The organism is Nitrobacter sp. NHB1 (assembly GCF_036964665.1).
In the GTDB taxonomy this organism is placed as follows: Bacteria; Pseudomonadota; Alphaproteobacteria; order Rhizobiales; family Xanthobacteraceae; genus Nitrobacter.
This window is the reverse complement of record NZ_JBAMDA010000001.1, coordinates 1,750,793-1,775,342: the sequence shown is the minus strand read 5'-3', so window position 1 is coordinate 1,775,342 and position 24,550 is coordinate 1,750,793. Positions and strand designations below refer to the sequence as shown.

Genomic DNA, 24,550 nt, shown 5'->3' with positions numbered 1-24,550 from the left:
GCGATGCCGCCGGCGGCAGACGCGGAAGCGGGGCGTGACGCCAAGCTTCAATAATGCGGCGGTGGCTCGTTGGCGGGGCCGGGTCGGTTGGCTTCGGCCTCCCGCACGCGCTCGCCGAGCTCGGCGAGCTGCCGCGTCAGCGCGTCGATCTGCTTCCACTGCGCGGTGACGGCCTGGTTCAGGGTTTCGATGGTCTCCTCCTGATAGGTCAGGCGCATCTCCAGCGCATCGATGCGATCCGCGAAAGTCTTGTCAGTCATCGCCGGGCGCTCCGTCCATGAGCCGGCCCGCGCGTCGGGATTCCGTCAGCCCGTGACCGAGCGCGATCCGGTCGTCGAACACAAAACATTCGCCCCGCCAGCGGCTTTCGCTCTCGGGAATGCCTTCGAGGTATTTCAGGATGCCGCCCTTGAGGTGATAGACCTCCTTGAAGCCGCGCGACAGCAGATGGGAGCTGGCCTTTTCGCAGCGAATGCCGCCGGTGCAGAACATGGCGATCCTGCGATGCCTGTCCGGATCGAGCGTTTGCGCGACGAAATCCTTGAACTCGCCAAAACGCGCGAGTTGCGGATCGACCGCGCCTTCGAAGGTGCCCATCGCCACCTCGAAGGCATTGCGGGTATCGATGAGAAGCGTGTCGGGCGCAGCGATCAGGTCGTTCCAGTCCTTCGGTTCGACATAGATGCCGACCGCGCGGGTCGGATCGGTTGCGGGGTCGCCGAGCGTCACGATCTCCTTCTTGAGCCGAACCTTCAGCCGCGCGAACGGCATCGTCGAGGTGCGCGAGAATTTCAGCTCGAGATTGTCGAGCCGGCCGGAGAACAGCGTGCCGGTTTGCAACTCTGCGATCAGCGCGCCGATGGCGTCCGGCATTCCGGCGACGGTGCCGTTGATGCCCTCCTCGGCGAGCAGGATCGTGCCTTTGACGGAAAGCCCGGCGCAGAGCGCGCGCAGCGGCTCGCGCAACGCACGAAAATCCGGCAGCGGTGCAAATTGGTACAAAGCGGCGACCTTGAGCATGGCGGGGGTTTATCAGTCCGCGCCGCGTCGCGAAACCCATGCATTGATAGCGCGTCGATGCCGTTTTTCTGTCGTCGCCTTCCGCGTGCAGATAGGTCATCCCGACAGCTTCGCGGCAAGTGGCCGCTGCACACGACAGTCCGGTTCTCCACAAAGGCCGGCTGAACGCTTGGCTATGAGGGACGTCTTGCCGCACAAAAAAGACCGGCCCCGCAAGGGCCGGTCCGTCAGGTTAAAACGCATCGTTCGGTCCAGATCAAAGCTTCTTGTTGACCGCGTCCGCCGCCTTGTCCGCAGCGTCCTTGGTCGCTTCCTTGGCGTCGCCAAGCGCTTTCTGGCCTTTGCCCTTCATTTCCTGCATCGCGCCTTCACCGCGCAACTTGTCGGATCCGACGGCTTCGCCGACACCCTGCTTCGCCTTGCCGATCGCTTCGTTGGCGGCACCCTTGATCTTGTCGGTGGTGGAACCCATAAGTCGTCCTCCTTTGCGTTGAGCCCGGACAACGCGCCGAGCTTTGAAGGGTTCCTGCGACGGCAAAGGAGTGATCCGGAATCTGATTCAAGAAAGTTCCCGGGAGGAAAGTTCATGAGCGAGTCGCAGGGAACAACTCGCTCATGATGGATTCGATTCTAGTGGTATTCCGCGACCCGCGGTTTCAAATTCACTCCACTAAATTAGGCGGCTCTGACCGTTGTGAGGAATTTTTCGACCTCAAGCTTGAGGCGATCGGTATTGCCGGCCAGGGTCTTTGCCGCTGCCAGAGCCTGTGAAGAGGCGCTACCTGTTTCGGACGCTCCGTTGCTGACCTCGATGATATTGGAGGAAACTTCCGAGGTTCCGGCCGCGGCCTGCTGGACGTTGCGTGATATCTCCTGAGTTGCAGACGCTTGTTCTTCGACTGCCGAGGCGATCGTCGCGGAAATCTCCGCGATCCTGCCGATGACAACGCCAATCTCCTTCACGTTAACGACGGAATCATCCGTCGCCGTCTGAATGCTTGCGATCTGCTGACCGATTTCGGCGGTCGCCTTGGCGGTTTGCTCGGCCAAGGCCTTCACCTCGGACGCCACCACCGCGAAGCCGCGGCCTGCCTCGCCTGCGCGGGCGGCCTCGATCGTGGCATTGAGCGCCAACAGGTTGGTCTGGCTGGCAATCGTGCTGATGAGTTCAATCACGTCGCCGATCTTGGCGGATGCCTGCGACAGCGAAGTGATCCGCTGGTCGGCGCTATGCGCCTTTTGCGCCGCGTCGCTCGCGATTCTCGAGGCTTCCTGGACCTGCCGGCTGATTTCGTTGACGGACGCCGCCATCTCCTCGCTGGCCGAGGCCACGGACTGAACGTTGACCGTTGCTTCCTCGGAGGCCGCGGCCACAGCGGAGGAAAGCTGGTGGGTCTGTTCGGCTGTGCGGGTCAGGGAGGTCGCCGAGCCTTCGAGTTGGGTTGCTGCCGAGGATACCGTCTGGATCACTTCGCCGACCGCCGCCTCGAAACTGTCGGCGAGCCTGTGCATGTCCGCCTTGCGCTGCTGGGCAGCAAGTTGATCCTGCTGCATCTTGGCTTCCGCTTCGTCGCGCGCTTTCTGCTCGGCCTTGACTTTGAAGGTCTCGACCGCCCGCGCCATATCGCCCATTTCGTCCTGGCGGTCGAGTCCGGGCAAGGCTACGCCAAAATTGCCTTTTGCAAGTTCACCCATCGCGCCCGTCAGCGCAGACAGCGGTCGCAGGATTCGCGAGAACGCAATCCAGAAGCTGACCAGCGCCAGGATGATACAGCCGAGCAATATCAATCCGGAGATGAGCAGTTTGGACCCGTTGTTTGCGGCTTCCTTGGCAGCTTCCTGGTCGGCAGCTTCACCGACCGCATCGGCCAGCCGAAGGATCGAATTGATCGCGGTGGTCGCCCGCGCGACATAGTCGTTGCCGCTGATGTTGTACTCACCCGTCTCGGCTGTCGCGAGCACGCCGTCGCGTGTCTGGCCGTAGACCTGGAAATAATCCTTCTCGACGTCCGCGATCGCATTATCGACCTTTTTCGGCAAGTCGGCTCGCATTCGGATTGGTAAGATTGTTTCCCATGCTAACTCAACTATTCCGCGGAAACCGGCAATCTTCTGAAAGCCGCTCGTTGTGAGCTTGGCGCGAGAGCCAACCATTCCTCCGAGGAATGCACGTTCCCTTCCGGCGTTCTCGGCCATCTCCGCCGTCAAATTGCGCAAGCTGACCAGTTGCGTTAGAGCCGCAGTCGGCGGACGCGTCAGCGTTTCCAACGTCAGTCGCAGCTTGTTGCCGGAGACGTCGATCAGCTTGGTGATTGCCGGCGAGAAGCCCTCAACGACCTCCGGGCTGCGTTCCGATCCCCGTTTGGGAAGATTCTCATCGAGCCTGGTACGAAAGCCGACGAACGCCTGGAACGTGCTCTCGGCCTCCGAGATCTGCGTCTCTGCAGATTTCATCGCCGGGATCCCGTGCAGCAGTTGAGCAGCCTCTGAAAATGCGTGGTCGGCGGTTTGCCGCGTGCTCATGATCCGGGGGCGGAGTTCAGCAGGTAGGGCATCGGGCGACTTCAGCGGCGCATTCGTAAGCCCGCGCTCGATCGCCCATTGCCCTGCGCTTCGCAACAGCAATTGCGAGATGTGGTTCACTTCGAGAAATGCTTCGGATTTCTGCCGCTGTTCGTAAGCCTGATAGGCCGCCATTCCGGCGGAAAGGGCGCCTATCACCACGAGCGCAGAGACGATTGCAGGCAGAGTAACGCTGATCTTCGCCTTCATTTTTGGATTCCTTCCAAAATACAGATGAATTCTCACCAATCCACAGTTCTAGTCGGACGGGAATCAGCCTCCTGCCTCTGACGGTTACCTCTGCCGATTCGGCTTACGGACGTTTTTTTGATGCGCGTGGCCCGCAGTGCCCGCGCAGTCCGTGTTGAAGCCTGCGGTATCTTTGAACGGGCATGATTAAAATTTTATCTACCTTTGAGTGGCGCGGTCCGTGACCGTGACTTGCACTCGGCGGCCAATCCGACCGCTCCTGACCAGCCTCTCCGTCTGCATGATCGCTTCGGATTAAGCTCGGTGGATTGCTTTCTTTAGAACCGCTGACTTGTTGGGTGGCTGATTAGCCGCGCTCCGCCGCCGTCCAGCGCGCCTCCCATTTTCCCGGAACCCGGACCTTGACCGGACAACTCATCGTTCACGGTTTTATGATCTATGATGAATATTGACAATCGTTAGTAAACACTCCACAGTACGAAAGGATCGGCCTCCTGAAGGATTCTCCCGATGCTGTCTCATCCCTCTTTCTCCCGGTTTTCCAGGTTCTCTCGGTCTCCCAGATATTTGCCGCTCGTTCTGGTCGTCCTTCCGGCGCTGGCGCTGGGGGGCTGCAATGAATCGGCCGCCGAGAAAGCCGAGCCGGCCCGCCCCGTTCTGACCGCCACCGTGCATTACGAGGCGGAAACGCCAGACCGCAGCTTCGTCGGCACCATCAAGCCGCGGATCGAGACCGACATGGGTTTCCGGGTGCCCGGCAAGGTCGCGAAGCGTCTCGTCGAGGTCGGCCAGATCGTCCAGGTCGGCCAGCCGCTCGCCACCCTCGATGAAGTCGATCTCAAGTTGCAGGCCGAGCAGGCGCTGGCGGAATTGGGCGCGGCCAAAGGCGTGCTGGCGCAGGCCGCCGCCGCCGAAACGCGCGCGAAGGAATTGCGCGCGAAGGGTTGGAGCACGGATGCTCAACTCGATCAGGCCAGGGCCGCCGCCGACGAGGCGCGGGCGCGGCTGAACCGCGCGCAGCGCTCGGTCGAACTGACCAAAAACTCTTTGTCCTATGCGACGCTGACCTCCGACACCCACGGCGTGGTGACTGCGACGTTGGTCGATGCCGGGCAGGTGGTTGCCGCGGGTCAGGGCGCGATCCGCATCGCGCGCCTCGGCGAAAAGGAAGCGGTGGTCGCAATTCCGGAAACGTTGATCGGCCGCGCCAAGACTGGCGCCGCGAGCGTGTCGCTGTGGTCGGAGCCCGGCAAAACCTATACGGCGAAACTGCGCGAGATCGCGCCGACCGCCGATCCCGCGACCCGGACCTACCTCGCCAAGTTCTCGCTGCCGGACGCCGACGACAAGGTGTCGCTCGGCATGACGGCGACGCTGACGCTCGCCGACGCCGCCACCGCGCGTGTGGCGCGGGTGCCGCTGTCGGCGCTGTTCAGCCAGGGCGGTCCGTCGTCGCTCTATGTCGTCGATGACAAAGGCGACGTCGCGCTGAAGCCGGTCACTGTCAAATCCTACGAGAGCGACGACGTCATCATCACCGGCGGTGTTGACGAGGGTGCCAAGGTGGTCGCGCTCGGCGTCCAGAAGCTCGATCCGGCGCAGAAGGTGCGTGTCGTGTCGTCGCTGTCGTTCTGAACGCGGAGAGTGACATGAAGCGCTTCAACCTGTCGGCCTGGGCGGTGAGCCATCCGGCGCTGATCTTGTTCCTGATCGTCGCGCTCGGCGTTGCCGGCTTCTTCTCCTACGAGAATCTTGGCCGGGCGGAGGATCCCTCTTTCACGGTCAAGGTGGTGAACGTTTCGGTGATGTGGCCCGGTGCGACCGCGGAGGAAATGCAGACCCAGGTCGCCGACCCCATCGAGAAGAAGCTGCAGGAACTGCCGTATTTCGACAAGGTGCAGACCTATTCCAAGCCGGCGTTCACGGCGATGCAGGTGTCCTTCCGCGACTCCGCCCCGCCCAAGCAGGTGCCCTATCTGTTCTATATGCTGCGCAAGAAGCTTGCCGATGCGCAGGGCAGCCTCCCGGCCGGAATCATCGGGCCGGTGGTCAACGACGAGTTCAGCGACGTCGATTCCATTCTTTATACGCTGACCGGCGACGGCGCGGATTACCGGCAGTTGAAAAAGGTCGCCGAAGGTCTGCGCCAGCGGCTGTTGAGGGTGGACGGCGTCACCAAGGTCAACCTCTACGGCACCCAGGACGAGCGCATCTACGTCGAGTTCTCCCACGCCAAGCTGGCGACGCTGGGCATCGCGCCGCAGGCGATCTTCGATTCGCTTGCAAAACAGAACGCGGTGACGCCGGCCGGCACCGTCGAAACCTCGTCGCAGCGGGTGGCGCTGCGCGTCACCGGCGCGCTCGATGGCGCCAGGGCGGTGGCGGAGACGCCGGTCGAAAGCAACGGGCGTGTGTTTCGCCTCGGCGATATTGCGACCGTCACCCACGGCTTCGTCGATCCGCCGACATTCAAGGTGCGGCAGGAGGGCAAGCCGGCGCTCGGCATCGGCGTCGTGACCGCGAAGGGCGCCAACATTCTCAAGCTCGGCGAGGACGTCACCAGGGCCACCGACGAGTTCATGCAGGCGGTGCCGCAGGGCATCAACATCGAGCGCATCGCCGATCAGCCGAAAGTGGTCGAGCACGCGGTCGGCGAGTTCGTGCATTCCTTCATCGAGGCGCTGGCAATCGTGCTGTTCGTCAGCTTCGTCGCATTGGGCTGGCGCACCGGAATCGTGGTGGCGCTATCGGTGCCGCTGGTGCTCGGCATCGTCTTCATCGTCATGAATGCGATGTCGCTCGACCTCCATCGCATCACGCTCGGCGCGCTAATCATCGCGCTCGGCCTTCTGGTCGACGACGCCATCATCGCGGTCGAGATGATGGTGGTGAAGATGGAGCAGGGCTGGGACCGGTTTCGCGCCGCGTCCTTCGCCTGGGAGTCCACCGCATTTCCGATGCTGACCGGCACGCTGGTGACGGCGGCCGGCTTCCTGCCGATCGGCTTCGCCAATTCGGCCGTGGGCGAATATGCCGGCGGCATCTTCTGGGTCGTGGCGATCGCGCTGGTCGCGTCCTGGTTCGTCGCGGTGATCTTCACGCCCTACATCGGCGTCAAGCTGCTGCCTGACATCAAGGTCGGCCACAACCACGATCCGCACGCGATCTACGAGACGCGACCCTATCGAGCCTTGCGCGCTGTGATCCAATGGTGCGTCAACCACCGCATCAAGGTGGTGGCGGCAACCGCCGGCATCTTCGTTGCCGCCGTCGTCGGCTTCGGTCATGTGCAGCAGCAGTTCTTCCCGCTGTCGGAGCGGCCCGAACTGTTTCTGCAACTGCGGCTGCCGGAAGGTACGGCGTTCGGCGTCACCGAGAAGTCGGTGAAAGAGGCCGAAAAGCTCCTGAAGAACGATAACGACATCGCCACCTACACCGCCTATGTCGGCCAGGGCTCGCCGCGCTTCTGGCTCGGGCTCAACCCGCAACTGCCGAACGAGTCCTTCGCCGAGATCGTGATCGTGGCGAAGAACGTCGAGGCGCGCGAGCGCATCAAGGCTCGAATCGAGAAGGCGGTCGATGACGGCGCGCTAACCGAGGCGCGGGTCCGGGTCGACCGCTTCAACTTCGGTCCGCCGGTCGGCTTCCCCGTTCAATTCCGGGTGATCGGTCCCGATCCCAAGGTGGTGCGTGACATCGCCTACAAGGTGCGCGACGTGGTGCGCGCCAATCCCAACGTGAAGGATCCGAACCTCGACTGGAACGAACAGACGCCGTATCTCAAGCTCGTGGTCGATCAGGATCGCGCCCGTGCGCTGGGACTGACGCCGCAGGATGTCTCGCAGGCGCTCGCCATGCTGATTTCGGGCGTGCCGGTGACGACGGTCCGCGACGGCATCGAGAAGGTCGGTGTCGTCGCGCGTGCAATTCCGTCGGAACGTCTCGACCTCGCCGGTGTCGGCGATCTCACCGTGACGTCGCGCAACGGCGTCGCGGTGCCGCTGTCGCAGGTCGCGAAGATCGAATACGCCCACGAGGAGCCGATCCTGTGGCGACGCAACCGCGACATGGCGATCACGGTGCGCGGCGACGTGGTCGACGGCGTGCAGGCGCCCGACGTTACCAACCAGATCTGGCCGAAATTGCAGGAGATTCGCGACCACCTGCAGCCGGCCTACCGGATCGAGGCAGGCGGCGCGTTCGAGGAGTCCGCCAAGGGCAATGCGTCGATCTTCGTGCTGTTTCCGCTCATGGCCGTCGTGATGCTGACGCTGCTGATGATCCAGTTGCAGAGTTTTTCGCGGCTCGCGCTGGTGTTCCTGACGGCGCCGCTCGGCATCGTCGGCGCTTCGCTCGGCCTCAACGTCGCGAACCAGCCGTTCGGTTTCGTGGCGCTGCTCGGCCTGATCGCGCTGGCCGGCATGATCATGCGCAACGCGGTCATTCTGGTGGATCAGATCGAGGCCGACGTCGCGCACGGCCTGACCCGGGGCGAGGCGATCGTCGAAGCGACGGTGCGCCGCGCGCGGCCGGTGGTGCTGACGGCACTGGCCGCGATCCTTGCGATGATCCCGCTGTCGCGCTCGGCGTTCTGGGGACCGATGGCGATCACCATCATGGGCGGGTTGTTCGTTGCAACCTTCCTGACCCTATTGTATCTGCCGGGTCTCTACGCGCTGTGGTTCAGGAAAAGCCTCAATGAGCGCGGCGGCGAGTCAGAGCAGGCCGGGCCGGTGCCGCACGAAACGCAGCTCGCTTTTCCGCTTGCCCAGGCCGCGGAATAATTGAAGACTGGTTCTCTCATGGCGATGGTTACAGACAACACCGAGGCTGATACGCGCCACCGGATTCTGGTGGTGGCGGAGAAGCTGTTCCGCGAGATCGGCTATCAGAAGACCACCGTCGCCGATATCGCGAAAGTGCTGCGGATGTCGCCCGCCAACGTCTATCGCTTTTTCGATTCGAAGAAGGCGATCCACCATGGCGTGGCGCGGCGGCTGATGGGCGAGGTCGAGGACGCGGCGCAGGCGATCGGGGCCGCGCCCGGTCCGGCCGCGCAGCGGCTGCGAGAATTGCTGTCGACCATCCATCACATGAACAGCGAGCGCTATGTCGGCGATTCCAAGCTTCACGAGATGGTCGCCATCGCCATGGAAGAAAACTGGGATGTCTGCAAGGCGCACATGGAAGATATCGCCGCGACCATCGGCGAGGTGATTGCCCAGGGCGCGGCGGACGGCGAGTTCGAGGCGCCGGACGTGCTGCTGGCGTCGCTGTGTACGTGCACGGCGATGATGCGTTTTTTCCATCCGCAGATGATCGCGCAATGCGTCGACAAGCCGGGGCCGACGCTCGATCAGATGATCGATTTCGTGCTTGCCGGTCTTGCGCCGCGCGGCGGGGCGCGCAAATAGCAAGAACAAGGCGCGCAGAATATCAGGGATGGATGGCGAGACCGGCAGTCAAATTTTCACTCCACTAGCGCGATCCCTTTGGCAAAATCTCAACGACGCTATAGGGCTTCCTCACCAAATCGGCGCGGTCGATAAGCCGCATCACGCCGCCTGCAAGGGCTATCATTCGAAGGCAATTACGTTTTCGCAAATCGCATTTTTGGAACTCCTGCGCTATCCTGTCGTTGTAAGCGGGCTTCCAGCCGCGCATTTTCGCTTAATTTTCAATTATGAAACATGAAATGAAACTCGGTTTTCCCTTTAGTAAGAATATTTGCCTTTATAGGTGTAAAGTCATTGCCTGTAGCAATCCCAACCGATCGACCCGTGCGGACCCGAACAAGAGGACATTGCGATGAGTTTTCGCCGTGACGTGATCTCCAAGCTGATCTTCTCCTGGGCGCGCCGCGTGCTGCCGTCGATGTCGGATACCGAGCGCGAGGCGCTGGAGGCCGGCGACGTCTGGTGGGACGCCGACCTGTTCACCGGCAATCCGGACTGGACCAAGCTGTTGGCGACCTCGTCGGCGACTTTGACCGCGGAGGAAGAGGCGTTCCTCAACGGCCCGGTGGACGAACTCTGCGCCATGCTCGACGACTGGAAGATCAATTGGGAATGGCGCGACCTGCCGCCCGAGGTCTGGAGTTTCATCAAGCAGAAAAAAATCTTCGGCATGATCATTCCGACCGAGTACGGCGGACTCGGCTTCTCGCCCTATGCGCATTCGGAAGTGGTGCGCAAGATTTCGTCGCGCTCGCTGGCCGCCGCGGTCACGGTGATGGTGCCGAATTCGCTCGGCCCCGGCGAATTGCTGATGCGCTTCGGCACCAGGGACCAGCAGGGGAAATGGCTGCCGCGCCTCGCCGACGGCCGCGACGTTCCGTGCTTCGGCCTGACTAGTCCGGAAGCCGGCTCCGACGCCGCGGCGATGGTCGACAGCGGCATCATCTGCAAGGGCATGTTCGAGGGCCGCGAAGTGATCGGGCTCAGGCTCAACTGGCACAAGCGCTACATCACGCTTGGCCCGGTGGCGACGCTGCTCGGCCTCGCCTTCAAGGCCTACGACCCGGATCATCTGGTCGGCTCGCAGGAGGACCTCGGCATCACCGTGGCGCTGATCCCGACCGATCTGCCGGGGGTGTCGATCGGCCGTCGCCACCTGCCGGCGATGCAGGTGTTCCAGAACGGTCCGAACTGGGGCAAGGACGTCTTCATCCCGCTCGACTACGTCATCGGTGGACGGGAGCGTCTGGGTCAGGGCTGGAAGATGCTGATGACGGCGCTGGCCGCCGGGCGCGGCATCTCGCTGCCCTCGTTGTCGGCGGCGGGCGCGGCCTTCGCGGCACGCACCACAGGCGCCTATGCCCGCGTCCGCGAGCAGTTCGGCATTCCGATCGGCAAGTTCGAGGGCATCGAGGAGCCGCTGGCGCGGATCGCCGCCACCGCCTATCTGATCGACGCGGCGCGGCGGCTGACCTGCGCCGCGCTCAACGAGGGCCACCATCCCGCCGTCATTTCCGGCATCATGAAGCTGCACGCCACCGAGCGGCTGCGCGCCGTGATCGATGACGCCATGGACATCCATGGCGGCAAGGCCGTGATCGACGGACCGCAAAATTACCTCGGCAATCTCTATCGCGGGGTGCCGGTCTCGATCACGGTCGAAGGCGCCAACATTTTGACGCGCAACCTCATCATCTTCGGGCAGGGCGCGATCCGCGCGCATCCCTTTCTGCTGCAGGAGATGAATGCGCTCAACGACACCGACAAGGCGAGGGGCCTCGATACCTTCGACAAGGCGTTCTGGGTTCATATCGCCCACAGCTTCACCACGCTGTTCCGCGCCTGGGGCAGAAGCTGGAGCGGCGGGACGTTCGCGCCCGCGCCGGAGAATGCGGGCGCGGTGACCGGCTTCTACCGTCAGCTCTCGCGCTATTCGTCGGCCTTCGCATTGTGCGCCGACATGGCGCTCCTGACGCTCGGCGGCAAGCTGAAGCGCAAGGAGATGCTGTCGGCGCGGTTTGGCGACATTCTCTCCGAATTGTATCTGTTGTCGGCCGTCCTCAAGCGCTGGCACGACGAGGGCCGTCAGGAGGTCGATCTCCCGGCGGTCGAATGGTGCATGGCGACCGGTTTCCGCACCATCGAGCAGCGGTTTGCGGATATCCTGGCGAACCTGCCGAACCGCTCCGTCGCGTTCATGCTCAAATTCATGATCCAGCCGCTGGGCGCGCAGGCGCGCGGGCCGAGCGACGCGGTCGTCCATGCCTGCGCGCAGCTGGTGCTGGAGCCCTCTGTCGTGCGCGACCGGCTGACGTCGGGACTCTCGCAGGTCGATGATGACAGTAGCCCGGCGCTGCTGGAAAAGGCGTTTCTGCTGGTGACCGCCGCCGAGGACGTGTTCAGGCGGATGCGCGCGGCGCGTCTGCACGATGCGGATGAGGCGGTGAAGCAGGGCGTCATCACCCCGGTCGAAGCCGAGCAATACAAGGCGGCGCACGAGGCGGTGGTCCGCGTCGTCGAGGTCGACGACTTCGCGCCGGAGGCACTGTCCGCGATTTACAAGAAGCCCGCCGGTGTGCATCAGTTCGTGCCGGAGTTGAGTGAGACGAGGGCGGTGGGCTGATGGTGCGTCCGGTCTATATCATCGACGGCAGCCGAACCCCCTTCCTGAAAGCGCGCGGCGGTCCGGGGCCGTTCACGCCGGTCGATCTGGCGGTGCAATGCGGGCGGCCGTTGCTGGCGCGGCAGCCGTTCGCGCCCGACGCGTTCGATCAGGTCATCCTCGGCTGCGTCAACGTCATTGCCGACGAGATGAACCCGGCCCGCGTCGCCGCGCTGCGGCTCGGCATGGGCGAGGCAATGGTGGCGTTCACGGTGCAGATCAACTGCGGCTCCGGCATGCAGTCGATGGACACCGGCTACCGCTATATCCGAGACGGCAACGCCAACCTGATCCTGACGGGCGGCGCCGAGGCGCTGAGCCATGCGCCACTGGTGTGGCCGCAGCAGGGCGTGCGCTGGTTCGCAGGCGTCGCCGGCGCCAAGGACATTGTTGCGAAAATCAAGGCGATCGCGAAAGCGCGGCCATCCTATTTCAAGCCGATCATCGGGCTTGAGCGCGGGCTGACCGACCCGATCACCGAACTCAATATGGGCCAGACCGCCGAGGTGGTCGGCCATCTTTTCGGCATCACCCGCGAACAGTCAGACGCCTACGCGGTCGAAAGCCACAAGCGGCTTGCGAAGGCGCAGGCCGAAGGCTGGCTCAAAGGCGAACTGGAAACCGCGTTCGCGCGCGACGGAAAATTCTACGATCACGACGACGGTGTGCGCCCGGAGTCCTCGATGGAGACGCTGGCGAAGCTGAAGCCGGTGTTCGAGCGGCCGTGGGGCCAGGTCACCGCGGGGAATTCGTCGCAGATCACCGACGGCGCCTGCTGGACCATTCTCGCGTCGGAGGATGCCGTCATCAAACACGGCCTCAAGCCGAAGGCGATGATTATCGACAGCCAGTGGTCGGCGCTCGATCCCTCGATCATGGGGATCGGCCCGGTGCTCTCGTCGACCGAACTGTTGAAACGCAACAAGCTGTCGCTCCACGACATCGAAACCTGGGAGCTTAACGAAGCCTTCGCCACGCAGGTGCTCGGCTGCCTTGCCGCGTGGGAGGACGAGAAATTCTGCCGCGAAGTGCTCGACCTCGATGGTGCGGCCGGCATGGTCGACCGCGCCAGACTCAACGTCGATGGCGGCGCGGTGAGCCTCGGTCATCCCGTCGGCACTTCGGGCAACCGCATCGTGCTGCACCTCGTCAATGCCATGAAGCGGCTCGGCACCAGGCGCGGCATCGCCAGCGAATGCATCGGTGGCGGACAGGGCGGTGCCATGCTGATCGAGATGGTGTGAGGGCGTCATGGATTCGAAAGTATTGGACGTTCTCAAGGATCGTGTGCTTGAACTCGGGCCGAAACCCGATGCAAGCGGCCCTTATCGTAACTTCAAGCTGACGCGCGACGCCGACGGCGTGGCGTGGGTGCTGTTCGACCGCGCCGATTCCAGCGCCAACACGCTGTCGTCGGAGGTGATGGAGGAGTTCGGCGCGATCGTGAGCGTGCTGGAAAGCCAGCCGCCCGTCGGCGTCGTGATCCGCTCGGCGAAGACGTCCGGTTTCATCGCCGGCGCCGATGTCAACGAGTTCCGCGGCGCCGCCGATCCGGGCGAGGTCGAAACGACGATCGGCCGCGCGCACGGCATCATCGACCGGCTGGAAGCGCTGAAGATTCCGAGCGTCGCCGTGATCCACGGCTTCTGCCTCGGCGGCGGGCTCGAACTGGCGCTGGCGTGCCGGACGAGGATCGCCATCGACAATGCGCGGTTCGGTTTCCCGGAAGTGATGCTCGGGCTGCATCCCGGACTCGGCGGCACCGCACGGTTCACCAGACTGGTCAATCCGATGCAGGCGATGACGCTGATGCTGACCGGCAAGACCGTCGACGCGCGGAAAGCGCGTGCGCTCGGCCTTGTCGACGCCGTGACCCAGGAGCGCCACGTCCGCAACGCGGTGAAAGATGTGGTGGCCGGCCGGCTGAAGCGCGGCGGACCAAGTGCGCTCAATCGGCTGCTTAACGTCGGTCCCGTTCGCGGCTTTCTCAGCAAGCGGATGCGCCAGGAGGCGGAGAAGGCCGCACCGCAAGAGCATTATCCGGCCCCCTATGCGCTGATCGATCTCTGGGAGAAGCATGGCGGCAGCAAGGCCGCGATGCTTGCGGCCGAAAAGCGTTCCTTCGCCGGCCTGATGGTGACGTCGACGGCGCAGAACCTGATCCGGGTGTTCTTCCTGCGCGAGCAGATGAAGAAGCTCGCCGGCGGCGGCAATGTCGTGAAGCATCTGCACGTCATCGGCGCCGGCGCCATGGGCGGCGACATCGCCGCGTGGTGCGCGCATCAGGACATCCGGGTGACGCTCGCGGACATGAAGCCGGAGCCGATCGCCGGCGCGATGAAGCGCGCATCCGGCCTCTACGGCAAGATCGCCCGCAAGCGCACCGGGATCCGCGACGCGCTCGACCGCCTGATGCCCGATCTCAACGGCGAGGGCGTGCGCAATGCCGATCTCATCATCGAGGCGGTGCCCGAAAAGCTCGACCTGAAGCAGAAGGTCTATGCCGGTATCGAGCCGAGGATGAAGCCGGGCGCGATCCTCGCCACCAACACCTCGAGCATTCCGCTGCAGGAACTGCGCACCACGCTGCAGCATCCGGAGCGGCTGGTGGGTTTGCACTTCTTCAATCCGGTGTCGCGACTGCAACTGGTCGAGGTAGTCAGCCACGATGCCGCCGACCCGCAGGTGTTGAAAGAGGCAATGGCATTCGTCGGCGCCATCGACCGGCTGCCGCTGCCGGTGCAAAGCTCGTCGGGTTTCCTCGTCAACCGCGCGCTGACGCCGTACATGCTCGAAGCCATGGTCATGCTCGACGAGAAGATCGACAAGACCGTGATCGATGCCGCGGCGGAAAAATTCGGTATGCCGATGGGGCCGATCGAACTCGCCGACCAGGTCGGGCTGGACATCTGCCTCGCTGTCGGCGACGAACTGCGTTCGAAGTTCGGTGAAGCTCTTCCTCAGCCACCGGACTGGCTGCGCGAAAAGGTGACGAAGGGAGAACTCGGCCGCAAGACCGGCAAGGGTTTTTATACGTGGCGCGACGGCAAGGCCGACAAGGGCACCGCGAGCAGGTCGCAGGTCACGCCGGAAATGATCGACCGCCTGGTGCTGCCGATGTCGAACGTCTGCGTCGCGTGCCTGCGCGAAGGCATCGTCGACGATCCCGATCTGGTCGATGGTGCGATGATCTTCGGCACCGGCTACGCGCCGTTCCGCGGCGGCCCGCTGAACTATGCGCGCACCCGTGGCGCGGAGAATGTCGCCGCCAACTTGCGCGCGCTTGCGGAAAAATTCGGCGTCCGTTTTGCGCCGGACCCCGGCTGGGATACGTTCAAGTGAGGCAACGCGTGATATTGCCTTCGACAGACCGCTGACGGACGCCCCCATGACGGATGCCCCCATGACCGACGCAACGGCCGTTCACGCCCCGCCGAACACCGAGACCGTGCCGCTCGGCGAACTTTGCACGCGCACGCTGGCGATGCCCGCGGACACCAACCAGAACGGCGACATCTTCGGCGGTTGGCTGCTCAGCCAGATGGACATCGGCGGCGGCATCTTCGCATCCAAGCTTGCGAAGTCGCGCACCGTGACGGTTGCGATCGACGCCATGAATTTCCGCAAGCCGGTCTATGTCGGCGATCTCGTCTCCGTTCACGCCACGCTGGTCCGCATCGGCAGGACCTCGGTCACGGTGCATCTGGAAGCCTGGGTGATGCGCCGCAAGGAGATGCAGTTCATCCTCGTCACCGACGGCAAGTTCACCTACGTCGCGATCGACGATCAGGGCAACCCGCGGGAGGTCCCGCCGCGGCAAGTCCCGCAGGACGACCGGCCGGTTTCGGCGTAGTCGGCATCCACTTCTCTAACTCAAGTCATTCCGGACGGCTTGCACGGCAAGGCGATTCGGAATCCAGCAATCCGACGAGTCATCAAACCTCGACGGATTCTAGTTGCGTACGTGAGAACCATGTCCATATCCTGATGGAACGACAGGGAACGTTTTCTCCCGTTGCCCGTTATTTGCGCGGCCTCCCAGCCGGGAAAAATGCGAGTGGGACATGTCGAATACCTATATCATCGAAGTCGGTTCGGAATCCGCCGGCATTGTGGTGCGCGATCGCGCCGGGTTCCGGTTCTTTTCGGCCTCCCGGCGGTTCAGTTCCCTGGACGGCAAGCTGTTTCGCAGCGCCCGTGAAGCGGAGCGTGCCGCGAAGAAACGCGCGTTATCGCAGAAATCCGCGTGTCCCGATTTCGTGAAATCGCTCCGTCGGGCGCTACCAAAATTTCGATTTTGATGCCGACGTAGCCCGACGCTGAAAATACTGCGTTCACCGTTTCTGCCAACATCGCACGACAGGATGTCGGCAGGGACCAGTTTCAATGCAGAGCATTAGTGACGCAGCCTCCGCACACCGGCTTCCCTACCGCTAGACCCTTACCCAGGCGCCTGACTCGCGATTGCCCTAATTTAATATTAGGACTCTGGTGCCAACCTACCGTCATGAAGATAATTTTTGCCTTGGCGATTGTGCTGCTTGTGATCAACCAGTGGGACCAGAATTACAATAACGGAACATTGACCCGTGCCGGCTTTTCATTGGCACGGGCTCTTGGCCACTCATTCGGCCTATAAAGGCTGCCGCGCGCGGCCCGGTACGGAGGACTGCCTCGGTGGCCTCCAGCGGAGCGACCTATGCTTGTTTGGCCCGACCATTCCAGATCGTTTCCGCGACACGTTTCCTGGTGAATTCGAACGAATCTACACCCGGCGCGGCGATGCCTGTTCCAATCGCAATCCTGAACATATTTCTATACCAGTGATTTACGACAAAAATTGAGGGCGTGCGTCCGTGGGTCAGGTTTTCGACCTCGCTATCATTGGCGGCGGCATCAACGGGTGCGGGATTGCGCGCGACGCGGCCGGGCGCGGAAATTCGGTTTTTCTGTGCGAAATGAACGATCTGGCCAGCGGCACCTCGTCGCTGTCGACCAAGCTCGTGCATGGCGGGTTGCGCTATCTCGAATATTACGAGTTTCATCTGGTTCGCGAGGCGTTGATCGAGCGCGAAATCCTCTGGCGGATCGCGCCCCACATCATCCGCCCGCTGCGCTTCGTGTTGCCGCACCACGCGGGCTTGCGGCCGACATGGCTGCTGCGATTCGGCCTGTTCCTTTACGACCACATCGGCGGACGAAAGCTGCTGCCGCCGGCGCGCTCGGTCGATCTCGCCCGCGACGAGGTCGGCAAACCGCTGGCTCCCGGCCGCTACCGCAAGGGTTTCGAATATTCGGACTGTTTCGTCGACGATGCCCGCCTCGTCGTCCTCACCGCGCGCGATGCGGCCGATCGCGGCGCGGATATCCGGACCCGGACGCGCGCGGTCGAGACCCGTCAGACGGGCGGCCTCTGGCACGTCACGGTCGAGGACACGCTGAGCGGCGAACGCAGCACCATCGCGGCGCGGGTGCTGGTCAACGCGGGCGGCCCCTGGGTCGAACAGGTATTGCAGCTCGGCGCCGGCATCGACACCCGAGCAAGAGTGCGGCTGGTGCAAGGGTCGCACATCGTGGTCGGCAAGCTTTACGACCACGACCGCGCCTATATCTTCCAGAACAGCGACGGCCGGATCGTGTTCGCGATTCCCTATCAGGACGACTTCACCCTGATCGGCACCACCGATCGCGATTACGACGGCGATCCCGCCAGGGTGAAGGCCTCGGGTGAGGAGGTCGCCTATCTCTGCGCGTCCGTCAGCGAGTATCTGGCGAAGCCGGTGAAGCCGCAGGACGTGGTCTGGACCTATGCCGGCGTGCGGCCGCTCTACGACGACGGCGCCAGCGAGGCCAAGGCCGCCACCCGCGAATACGCATTTGAACTCGACACGCCCGGCGGCACGCCGCTGCTCTCGGTCTACGGCGGCAAGATCACGACCCATCGCCGACTCGCAGAAGAAGCGCTGGAAAAGCTGTCGTCCTATCTGAAGGGCACGAAAGCGCGCGAGGGCTGGACCGCGAAGGCGCCGCTGCCCGGAGGCGACATGGCCGTGTCGGCGGTCGCGACGCTGACGGCGGAGTTGATGCAAGACTATCCTTACCTCGCGCCGGCGCACGCCAACCGTCTCGCGCACGCCTATGGCACCCGCGCGGCAAAGGTGCTGGGCGTGGCGCAATCCATGGCCGATCTCGGTCGGGGATTCGGCGGTACGCTGACCGAGCGTGAGGTCCGCTATCTGATCTCCTACGAATGGGCCTGCACTGCAGACGACATCATCTGGCGGCGCTCCAAGCTGGGGTTGCGGATGTCGGCGGCCGAGATCGCAGCGCTCGAAGACTGGCTCGCCGCAAACCGTACGCAGACCGGGCGTCCCCCGAGGGAAGCGGGAGCGCGGTCATGACGGTCATGCTCGACCAGGTCACGCGCGTGGTCGAAGGTGTTGCGGCTGCTCCGCCGCCTGCGTTTTGCCGTTGAGTGCCGGATAGTCGGTATAGCCCCTTGCACCGCCGGGCGATCCTTATTTCACGCCCATGAAGTCTCGCTTGCCGATCTCGAGGCCGTTGTGGCGCAGGATGTCGTATGCGGTGGTTGCGTGGAAGTAAAAGTTCGGCAAAGCGAAGTGGCTGAGATATTGCTGGCCCTTCAGCGTCATCGTCTTGTCGGGGCCTGCGGGAAAGGTCACATCGCGATTTTCCGCGCCTTCGAATTTGGCCGGTGCTGTGTTCTTCACGTAATCCACCGCTTTGGAGAGGCGCTGCTGCAACTCGTCAAAGGTCTTTTCCGTATCCGGCGTGCTCGGCACCTCCGAACTGCTCAGCCGCGCGCAGGTCTTCACGGCGAAATCGCAGGCGATCTGGATCTGGCGTGTCAGCGGCAGCATGTCCGGATAGAGCCGCGCGGTCAGCAGCGTTTCAGGCGCGATTTTCCGCGCGGCGGCATGGGCTTCGGCTTTCCTGAGAATGTCGGAGAGGGCGCCAAGCGTTTGCAGGAAGGCCGGGACGGCGGAATCGTAAAATGACATGGGGTGCTCTCTGCGATGCGAGGTCGGGAATGGATCATCTGCAGCGGCGGGAGGGAAGAAAACACGCTGCCGCCTGCAAGTGGGGACACGGGCCGCGTAAGACAACCGCGTGCTGAAGAATTTTCGCTTTCCGTAATGCCGCTACGCTTAACGATGCGGCTGAACCGGACGCGGCACGGCCGTCGCCTCGGCCGCACCGGCCGTGGGCGCGGCGTGGCCGCGCATCCGCGCCAGCAGTTCGGCGGTCGGCCAGGAATCCGCAGGCTGGCCGTACCTGATCTGCATCGCCTTGACCGCGCTGCGGGTCTGCTGGCCGAGCACGCCGTCGATCTTGCCGACATCGTAGCCAGCCTTCACCAGCAACCGCTGCAATTGCTTGATCTGCTCGAAGGTGAGTTGCGCCACCCGTGCCGACGGCTTTCGCATCGGCGCGGCTCCTGCGATGCGCGTGGCGAGATAGGCGGCGGTGGTGGAATAGATCAGCGAGTTGTTCCACTCCGTGTACGCAGCGAAGTTGTCGTAAGCCAGAAACGCCGGGCCGTTGCGTCCCATCGGCAGCAGCAGCGAGGCCGGAAGCCGGTCGTTCGGCAGCGGCTTGCCGTCGGCGAAAGCGACGCCCCATGCCGCCCACTGGCTGCGCGGATGCTTGATGGCGAGATCGGCCTGGTCCCAGGGAAAATGTGAAGGCGCGTTCGGCGATACCCGCACCTCCTGCAGCCATGGTTCGCCGCGTTTCCATTTCAGTCCCGTCGCGATGTAGTTCGCGGTCGAGCCGATCACGTCGGCGGCGCTGTGGATCAGATCGCGGCGGCCGTCGCCGTCGTAGTCGACGGCGTAGTCGTAGTAATGTCGCGGCAGGAATTGCGTCTGGCCAAGTTCGCCGGCCCACGAGCCGATCATTTCAGACGGTGTGAGATCGCCGCGGTCGATGATCTTCAGCGCGGCGATGGTCTCGTCATGGAACATCTCGGCGCGGCGGCAGTCATAGGCCAGCGATACCAGCGAGCGCAGCGTCGACAGCTTGCCCTGCACTGCGCCGAAGTCGCTCTCCAGCGCCCAGAACGCGGTGATCACCGCCGCAGGCACGCCGTATTGCTTCTCGGCGCGCGCGAATGCCTGTGCGTGCTGCCTGATGAGCTTCTGCCCGCGCACCCGCCGCGCTTCCGAGGCCATGCGGCCGGCGAACTGCGTGAACAGTTGCCCGAACACGCGCTGACCGCGGTCGCGGTTCACGATGCCCTGATCGTAGACCATGTAAGGCGCGGCCGCGCTGATCGCGCGCTGCGACACGCCGGCCTTTTGCGCGTCTTGTTCGAGACTGCGCAGAAATTGCGGAAAGCTCATGCCGTTGTGGCACGACGCGCCGCGCTGGGCGAGCGCGGGGGAGGCGAAAGCGATGGTGGCGAGCAACGCAGGGACGACGGCGAACGGAGAAAAGCGAGAAAGCATTGTGAATCCCGGTGCGTCATGGCCGGACAAAAGCGCGAAGCGCGCTTCGCGAAGATGTTTCGGCTGGCTGAAAATCTGCTGTGCGACTTTTGTTTGGATGGATTGCTGGGTCAAGCCTGCCAACGACGGAAGCGAATTGATACACGCACTTTTTCGTCATTCCCAGCGCAAGCGCTCGGCATTTGTCGCTGTGGGTGCGAGTTCGTGCAAAACTGACACGGTCATTTTGCGCTGAACGAGCGAACTGCATGGCGACGTCGTACGAAAGTATGATCCATGCTTGAAAGGATTGCAGGGAACCAAGCGGGCGCACGCCAGTTTACGGACATATCGCGGAAGTTTGCGCTGCGATGAATTTCGAGTTGAACGTCAAATTGAGGCTTCACTAGGCGTAGTGGAGTTCCTCAATTGATTGTGGAATCTCTTAAGGAGAGAAACTTGAATAGCGATGAAAAGGTCGTCTATGACGACCAGGCTCGCCGGATGTTCGAGCAGATGGTTTTGGCCGAACAGCGCCATATCGTTCAGCGTCTGCAAGAAGATTGCGAATGCAAGGAAGGAATGTTTCCACGCCGCGCGATATCGAGCCGGCGCGGCTTTTTGTTTGCAGCGAGTTCAATAGTTGGAGTAGCGGGCGCATCCAGGATCGCTCGCGCTGAATCGCCGAAGGCTCCGCCCGGGGCAGTCCTGTACGATGTTCCTGCCGACCCGACCAAAGAACAGGGACGGCCTGTCGCCGATGAAAGCTATGGAACGAGGTCTCAATTCGAGACCGAAGTTCGCGTGCGTTACCCAACACCCAACGCGAACACCTCCTGGAGTCTGACTCCGCTCGGCACGGGACTCGGCAACATCACGCCATCAGGGCTTCACTTCGAACGTCATCACGGCGGAATCCCGACGATCGACCCGGCGAAGCATAACCTGTTGATCCACGGTATGGTGGATCGCCCGATGACGTTCTCAATGGCCGATATCAAGCGGCTGCCCTCCGTGACTCGCAAGCATTTCATCGAGTGTTCCGGCAACGGTCTGACGGAGTGGAACAAGCCGACCATGAAGACCGTGCAGGGAACGCACGGACTGCTCAGCACATCCGAATGGACCGGCGTTCAGTTCGCGACGTTCGCGCGCGAGACCGGATTTAAGGAGGGGGCGGCCTGGGTGCTGGCCGAAGGCGCCGATGCCGCCGTCATGACGCGCAGCATTCCCATGGAGAAAATGCTGAAGGATGCCCTTATCGTTTACGGACAAAACGGTGAAGCGATACGTCCCGAGCAAGGCTATCCCTTGCGGCTTCTTCTTCCCGGTTATGAAGGAAATACCCACATCAAATGGCTTCGAAGGCTGCAGGTCAGCGACAAGCCGTTCATGACGCGCGAGGAGACCTCGAAGTATACCGATCTTCTCGGAAACGGTAAGGCGCGCATATTCACGCTCGACATGGACGCCAAGTCGGTCATCACGTTTCCATCGGGAGACATGAAACTGCCGGGTCCGGGTTACTACGACATCACGGGCCTTGCATGGACAGGGCGCGGACGGATCCAGTCTGTCGATGTCTCGGTCGATTCAGGAAAGACCTGGTATCCGGCGCGACTGGAATCGGTCCCCGAGCCGATGTGCACGGTGCGCTTCAGTTTCCCGTGGATGTGGGAGGGAAAGTCTGCGGTCCTGCAAAGTCGCTGCACCGACGAGACCGGTTATGTCCAGCCCACCCTCAAGCAGCTCATCGCAATCCGCGGCGATAACGGACCGTTCGGTTCGATCTATCACCTCAATGCGATTCAGAGCTGGGCGGTCAGCGAGGCGGGAGATGTCACCAATGTCCATGCATAAAACATGCTTCGCCTTCGTGATCGGCATCTTCTTGTTCTCCGGCAGCGCAATCGCTCAAACGAGGATTGATCACTTCGGTGTCGGCCGGGTCGCGACGGCGGATGAGATGGCCAAATACTTCTCGATCCCGCCTTCGGGCGAAGGACTTCCGCCTGGGAGCGGTACGGCAAAAGCGGGTGCAGAGGTTTTTGCCAACAGTTGTGCAGCCTGCCATGGCGACAAAATGCAAGGCAATCCGGCTAAGGGCATAGGCGGCGATCGTCTGCTCGGCGGCCGGGGTTCGCTTGCCAGCAAGACTCCGGTCAAGACGGTGGAGAGTTACTGGCCATACGCAACAACCTTGTTCGATTACATCAAGCGGGCGATGCCCTTCGACTCGCCTGGTTCGCTCAAGGATGACGACGTGTATGCGCTGGTCGCCTATATCCTGTCGCAAGCCAAGATCATTAAACCGACTGAGGTCATGGATGCGAAGACCTTGCCAAAGGTGATGATGCCCAACAGGGACGGCTTTATTTCTGACCCCCGGCCTGAGCTTCAACTCTACAGATGAAATTCACGCATCGGTGGTCGATAGAAAGTTCATTCTACTTCAAGAACAAATGACCACCGTAACGGAGATGTTCGAGTGCTGAAGAGTCGCCGCTGCGTCATGCCCGGCCTTGTGCCGGGCATCCACGTCTTTTCTTGGTCGAAGAAAACAGGCGTGGATGGCCGGGAGGGCCATAACGCCGCGTGGCATCCGGAAGCTATCGCTCGAAACGCAGCTCAAGATTTCTGATTGCATGTTCGATGGGAGACGATTCTTGAACTGCGATTTGCTCACACCTCCCTTGCATTTGAAAACGCGAAGCTCGTCACCCGTCGGGTGTTCTCGTCCAGGATCAGCGTGCGCGTGATCGGCGGCTCGGCGCGCTGGGCGCAGTTCTCGCGCTCGCACAGCCGGCAGTTGACGCCGATCGGCGTGCCCTCCACAGTCGCAAGGTCCATGCCCGCCGCATAAACGAGTTTGGACGCGTGGCGGATTTCGCAACCCAACCCGATGGCGAAGCGCGGCTGCGCCTGCGGATGCGGCGCGACGGGGCGGCGCACCATCTGCGCAATCGAGAAGTAGCGGCTGCCGTCCGGCAGCTCGATCACCTGCTTCAACAGACGATCCGGCGTGTCGAACGTCGAGTGCACGTTCCACAGCGGGCAGGTGCCGCCGAACTTCGAGAACGGAAACGTGCCGGATGAAAACCGCTTGGAGACGTTGCCGGCGTTGTCGACGCGCAGCATGAAGAACGGCACGCCGCGCGCGTTCGGCCGTTGCAGCGTGGTCAGGCGGTGGCACACCTGCTCGAAGCCGGTGTTGAAGCGCTGCGCCAGCACGTGGATGTCGTAGCCGAGCGATTCCGCGGCGGCATGGAAGGTCTGGTAGGGCATCAGCACGCAGCCGGCGAAATAGTTGGCGAGCGTGATGCGGTAGAGCTGACGCGAGGTGTCGTCGAGCGCGCCGGCGCGTGCGATGATCGCCTCGAAGCCGGGCGTGCATTCGGCGAGCCCGATCTGGAACGCAAGCTGGAAGGCGCGGCCGGGGCCGTCCACTAGTTCGGAGATCAGAAGCTGGCGGCGGTGACGGTCGAAGCGCCGCAGCGTCTCGCGCATCACATCCACCGGCATGATGCGGGTCTGAATCGAATGCTTTTCCCGCAACCGCGCGCTCAACGCGGCGAACAGGTCCTGCGCGGGAGCGTTGATCTCGTCGCGCAGGGTTTCCGCCGCCTGCTCCAGTTCGGGAAAATAATTGCGGCTGGTATCGATCAGGTCGCGGACGCGTTCGATCGGATTGGCCTCGAAGCGCGCGCCGGTGCTCTCGTCGCGGTCGGCGAACTGCGCGGCCGCCAGCGTCTCGCCGCGCCGCGCCTCGGTGTAGGCGGCATAGAGGCGCTGCAGCGCATGAGTCACGGCTGGGCAGAGTTCGGCCAGATCGCGCAGCTCCTGCTTCGGCACGTCGATCTGGCGAAACAACGGATCGGAAAAGACCTCATTCAACTCGGCGAAAAAGCGGTCCTCGTCGGCGGTGGCGAGGTCGCGCAGATCGAGGTCGTAGGTCTCGGCGAGGCGGAGAAGGATCTGCGCGGTGACCGGCCGCTGGTTGCGCTCGATCAGGTTGACGTAGCTCGGCGAGATGCCGAGCCCCTCCGCGATCTGGGTCTGCGACAGCCCGAGCTGCTGGCGGATGCGACGGAAACGCGGCCCGACGAAGAGCTTTTTGCCTGAATTGGTGGCCATGTCCGCTCTCTTTTGTGACAAAAATTACAACATAACAACTATGACATGTATATATG

19 protein-coding genes are annotated in these 24,550 nt (G+C 62.8%); 12 read left to right on the top strand and 7 right to left on the bottom strand.

The genetic code is table 11. From position 1 onward, the window contains the following. Window positions 1–47: 47 nt before the first annotated feature. The 4 genes from V4R08_RS08350 to V4R08_RS08335 all read right to left on the bottom strand — a co-directional run bounded on the left by V4R08_RS08350 (window position 48) and on the right by V4R08_RS08335 (window position 3,792). Window positions 48–260 (bottom strand): SlyX family protein, encoded by a 213-nt coding sequence (locus V4R08_RS08350; protein ID WP_335578927.1) that lies wholly within the window; start codon window positions 258–260, stop codon window positions 48–50. Continuing rightward, the gene (gene trhO / locus V4R08_RS08345; protein ID WP_335578926.1) at window positions 253–1,020 is read right to left on the bottom strand and encodes an oxygen-dependent tRNA uridine(34) hydroxylase TrhO; all 768 of its coding nucleotides are present in this window, start codon (window positions 1,018–1,020) and stop codon (window positions 253–255) included. The genes V4R08_RS08350 and trhO overlap by 8 nt, the downstream gene beginning before the upstream one ends. A gap of 256 nt (window positions 1,021–1,276) precedes the next feature. Beyond that, window positions 1,277–1,492 carry a CsbD family protein gene (locus V4R08_RS08340; RefSeq protein WP_335578925.1) on the bottom strand — a complete coding sequence of 72 codons (216 nt, stop codon included), beginning with the start codon at window positions 1,490–1,492 and terminating at the stop codon, window positions 1,277–1,279. 203 nt (window positions 1,493–1,695) lie between these two features. Continuing rightward, entirely contained in the window at window positions 1,696–3,792 is a 2,097-nt protein-coding gene (locus tag V4R08_RS08335; protein ID WP_335578924.1) for a methyl-accepting chemotaxis protein, read from the bottom strand. Between the two features lie 510 nt (window positions 3,793–4,302). On the opposite strand from V4R08_RS08335, the gene V4R08_RS08330 reads away from it, so the two are divergent. The 10 genes from V4R08_RS08330 to glpD all read left to right on the top strand — a co-directional run bounded on the left by V4R08_RS08330 (window position 4,303) and on the right by glpD (window position 18,311). Beyond that, a complete protein-coding gene (locus tag V4R08_RS08330; RefSeq protein WP_335578923.1) occupies window positions 4,303–5,427 on the top strand; it encodes an efflux RND transporter periplasmic adaptor subunit in 1,125 nt (374 codons plus the stop codon). 14 nt (window positions 5,428–5,441) lie between these two features. Then, window positions 5,442–8,576, top strand: a complete 3,135-nt coding sequence (locus tag V4R08_RS08325) for an efflux RND transporter permease subunit (protein ID WP_335578922.1) — start codon at window positions 5,442–5,444, stop codon at window positions 8,574–8,576. An 18-nt stretch (window positions 8,577–8,594) separates the two neighbouring features. Beyond that, a complete protein-coding gene (locus V4R08_RS08320) occupies window positions 8,595–9,206 on the top strand; it encodes a TetR/AcrR family transcriptional regulator (protein WP_335578921.1) in 612 nt (203 codons plus the stop codon). Window positions 9,207–9,234: 28 nt separating this feature from the next. Continuing rightward, on the top strand, window positions 9,235–9,486 hold the full coding sequence (locus V4R08_RS08315; protein ID WP_335578920.1) for a hypothetical protein: 252 nt from the start codon (window positions 9,235–9,237) through the stop codon (window positions 9,484–9,486). 114 nt (window positions 9,487–9,600) lie between these two features. After that, window positions 9,601–11,871, top strand: a complete 2,271-nt coding sequence (locus tag V4R08_RS08310) for an acyl-CoA dehydrogenase (RefSeq protein ID WP_335578919.1) — start codon at window positions 9,601–9,603, stop codon at window positions 11,869–11,871. Further along, entirely contained in the window at window positions 11,871–13,154 is a 1,284-nt protein-coding gene (locus V4R08_RS08305; RefSeq protein ID WP_335578918.1) for an acetyl-CoA C-acetyltransferase, read from the top strand. Before V4R08_RS08310 ends, V4R08_RS08305 begins: the two co-directional genes overlap by 1 nt. A gap of 7 nt (window positions 13,155–13,161) precedes the next feature. Continuing rightward, a complete protein-coding gene (locus tag V4R08_RS08300; protein ID WP_335578917.1) occupies window positions 13,162–15,252 on the top strand; it encodes a 3-hydroxyacyl-CoA dehydrogenase NAD-binding domain-containing protein in 2,091 nt (696 codons plus the stop codon). Between the two features lie 61 nt (window positions 15,253–15,313). Further along, a complete protein-coding gene (locus V4R08_RS08295; protein ID WP_335578916.1) occupies window positions 15,314–15,763 on the top strand; it encodes an acyl-CoA thioesterase in 450 nt (149 codons plus the stop codon). A gap of 211 nt (window positions 15,764–15,974) precedes the next feature. Next, window positions 15,975–16,211 carry a hypothetical protein gene (locus V4R08_RS08290; protein ID WP_041357739.1) on the top strand — a complete coding sequence of 79 codons (237 nt, stop codon included), beginning with the start codon at window positions 15,975–15,977 and terminating at the stop codon, window positions 16,209–16,211. Window positions 16,212–16,766: 555 nt separating this feature from the next. Next, the gene (glpD, locus tag V4R08_RS08285; RefSeq protein ID WP_335578915.1) at window positions 16,767–18,311 is read left to right on the top strand and encodes a glycerol-3-phosphate dehydrogenase; all 1,545 of its coding nucleotides are present in this window, start codon (window positions 16,767–16,769) and stop codon (window positions 18,309–18,311) included. A gap of 117 nt (window positions 18,312–18,428) precedes the next feature. Here glpD and V4R08_RS08280 read toward each other — a convergent pair whose 3' ends face one another. Both V4R08_RS08280 and V4R08_RS08275 read right to left on the bottom strand, forming a co-directional pair. Further along, window positions 18,429–18,932, bottom strand: a complete 504-nt coding sequence (locus V4R08_RS08280) for a DUF1993 domain-containing protein (protein WP_335578914.1) — start codon at window positions 18,930–18,932, stop codon at window positions 18,429–18,431. 147 nt (window positions 18,933–19,079) lie between these two features. After that, window positions 19,080–20,381 (bottom strand): lytic murein transglycosylase, encoded by a 1,302-nt coding sequence (locus V4R08_RS08275; RefSeq protein WP_335578913.1) that lies wholly within the window; start codon window positions 20,379–20,381, stop codon window positions 19,080–19,082. Between the two features lie 561 nt (window positions 20,382–20,942). On the opposite strand from V4R08_RS08275, the gene soxC reads away from it, so the two are divergent. Together soxC and V4R08_RS08265 are read left to right on the top strand one after the other, a co-directional pair. Then, a complete protein-coding gene (gene soxC / locus V4R08_RS08270; protein WP_335580219.1) occupies window positions 20,943–22,220 on the top strand; it encodes a sulfite dehydrogenase in 1,278 nt (425 codons plus the stop codon). Next, entirely contained in the window at window positions 22,207–22,773 is a 567-nt protein-coding gene (locus V4R08_RS08265; protein WP_335578912.1) for a c-type cytochrome, read from the top strand. The genes soxC and V4R08_RS08265 overlap by 14 nt, the downstream gene beginning before the upstream one ends. A 269-nt stretch (window positions 22,774–23,042) precedes the next feature. On the opposite strand, the gene V4R08_RS08260 is transcribed toward V4R08_RS08265, so the two are convergent. After that, a complete protein-coding gene (locus V4R08_RS08260) occupies window positions 23,043–24,494 on the bottom strand; it encodes a helix-turn-helix domain-containing protein (protein WP_335578911.1) in 1,452 nt (483 codons plus the stop codon). Window positions 24,495–24,550 lie beyond the last annotated feature (56 nt).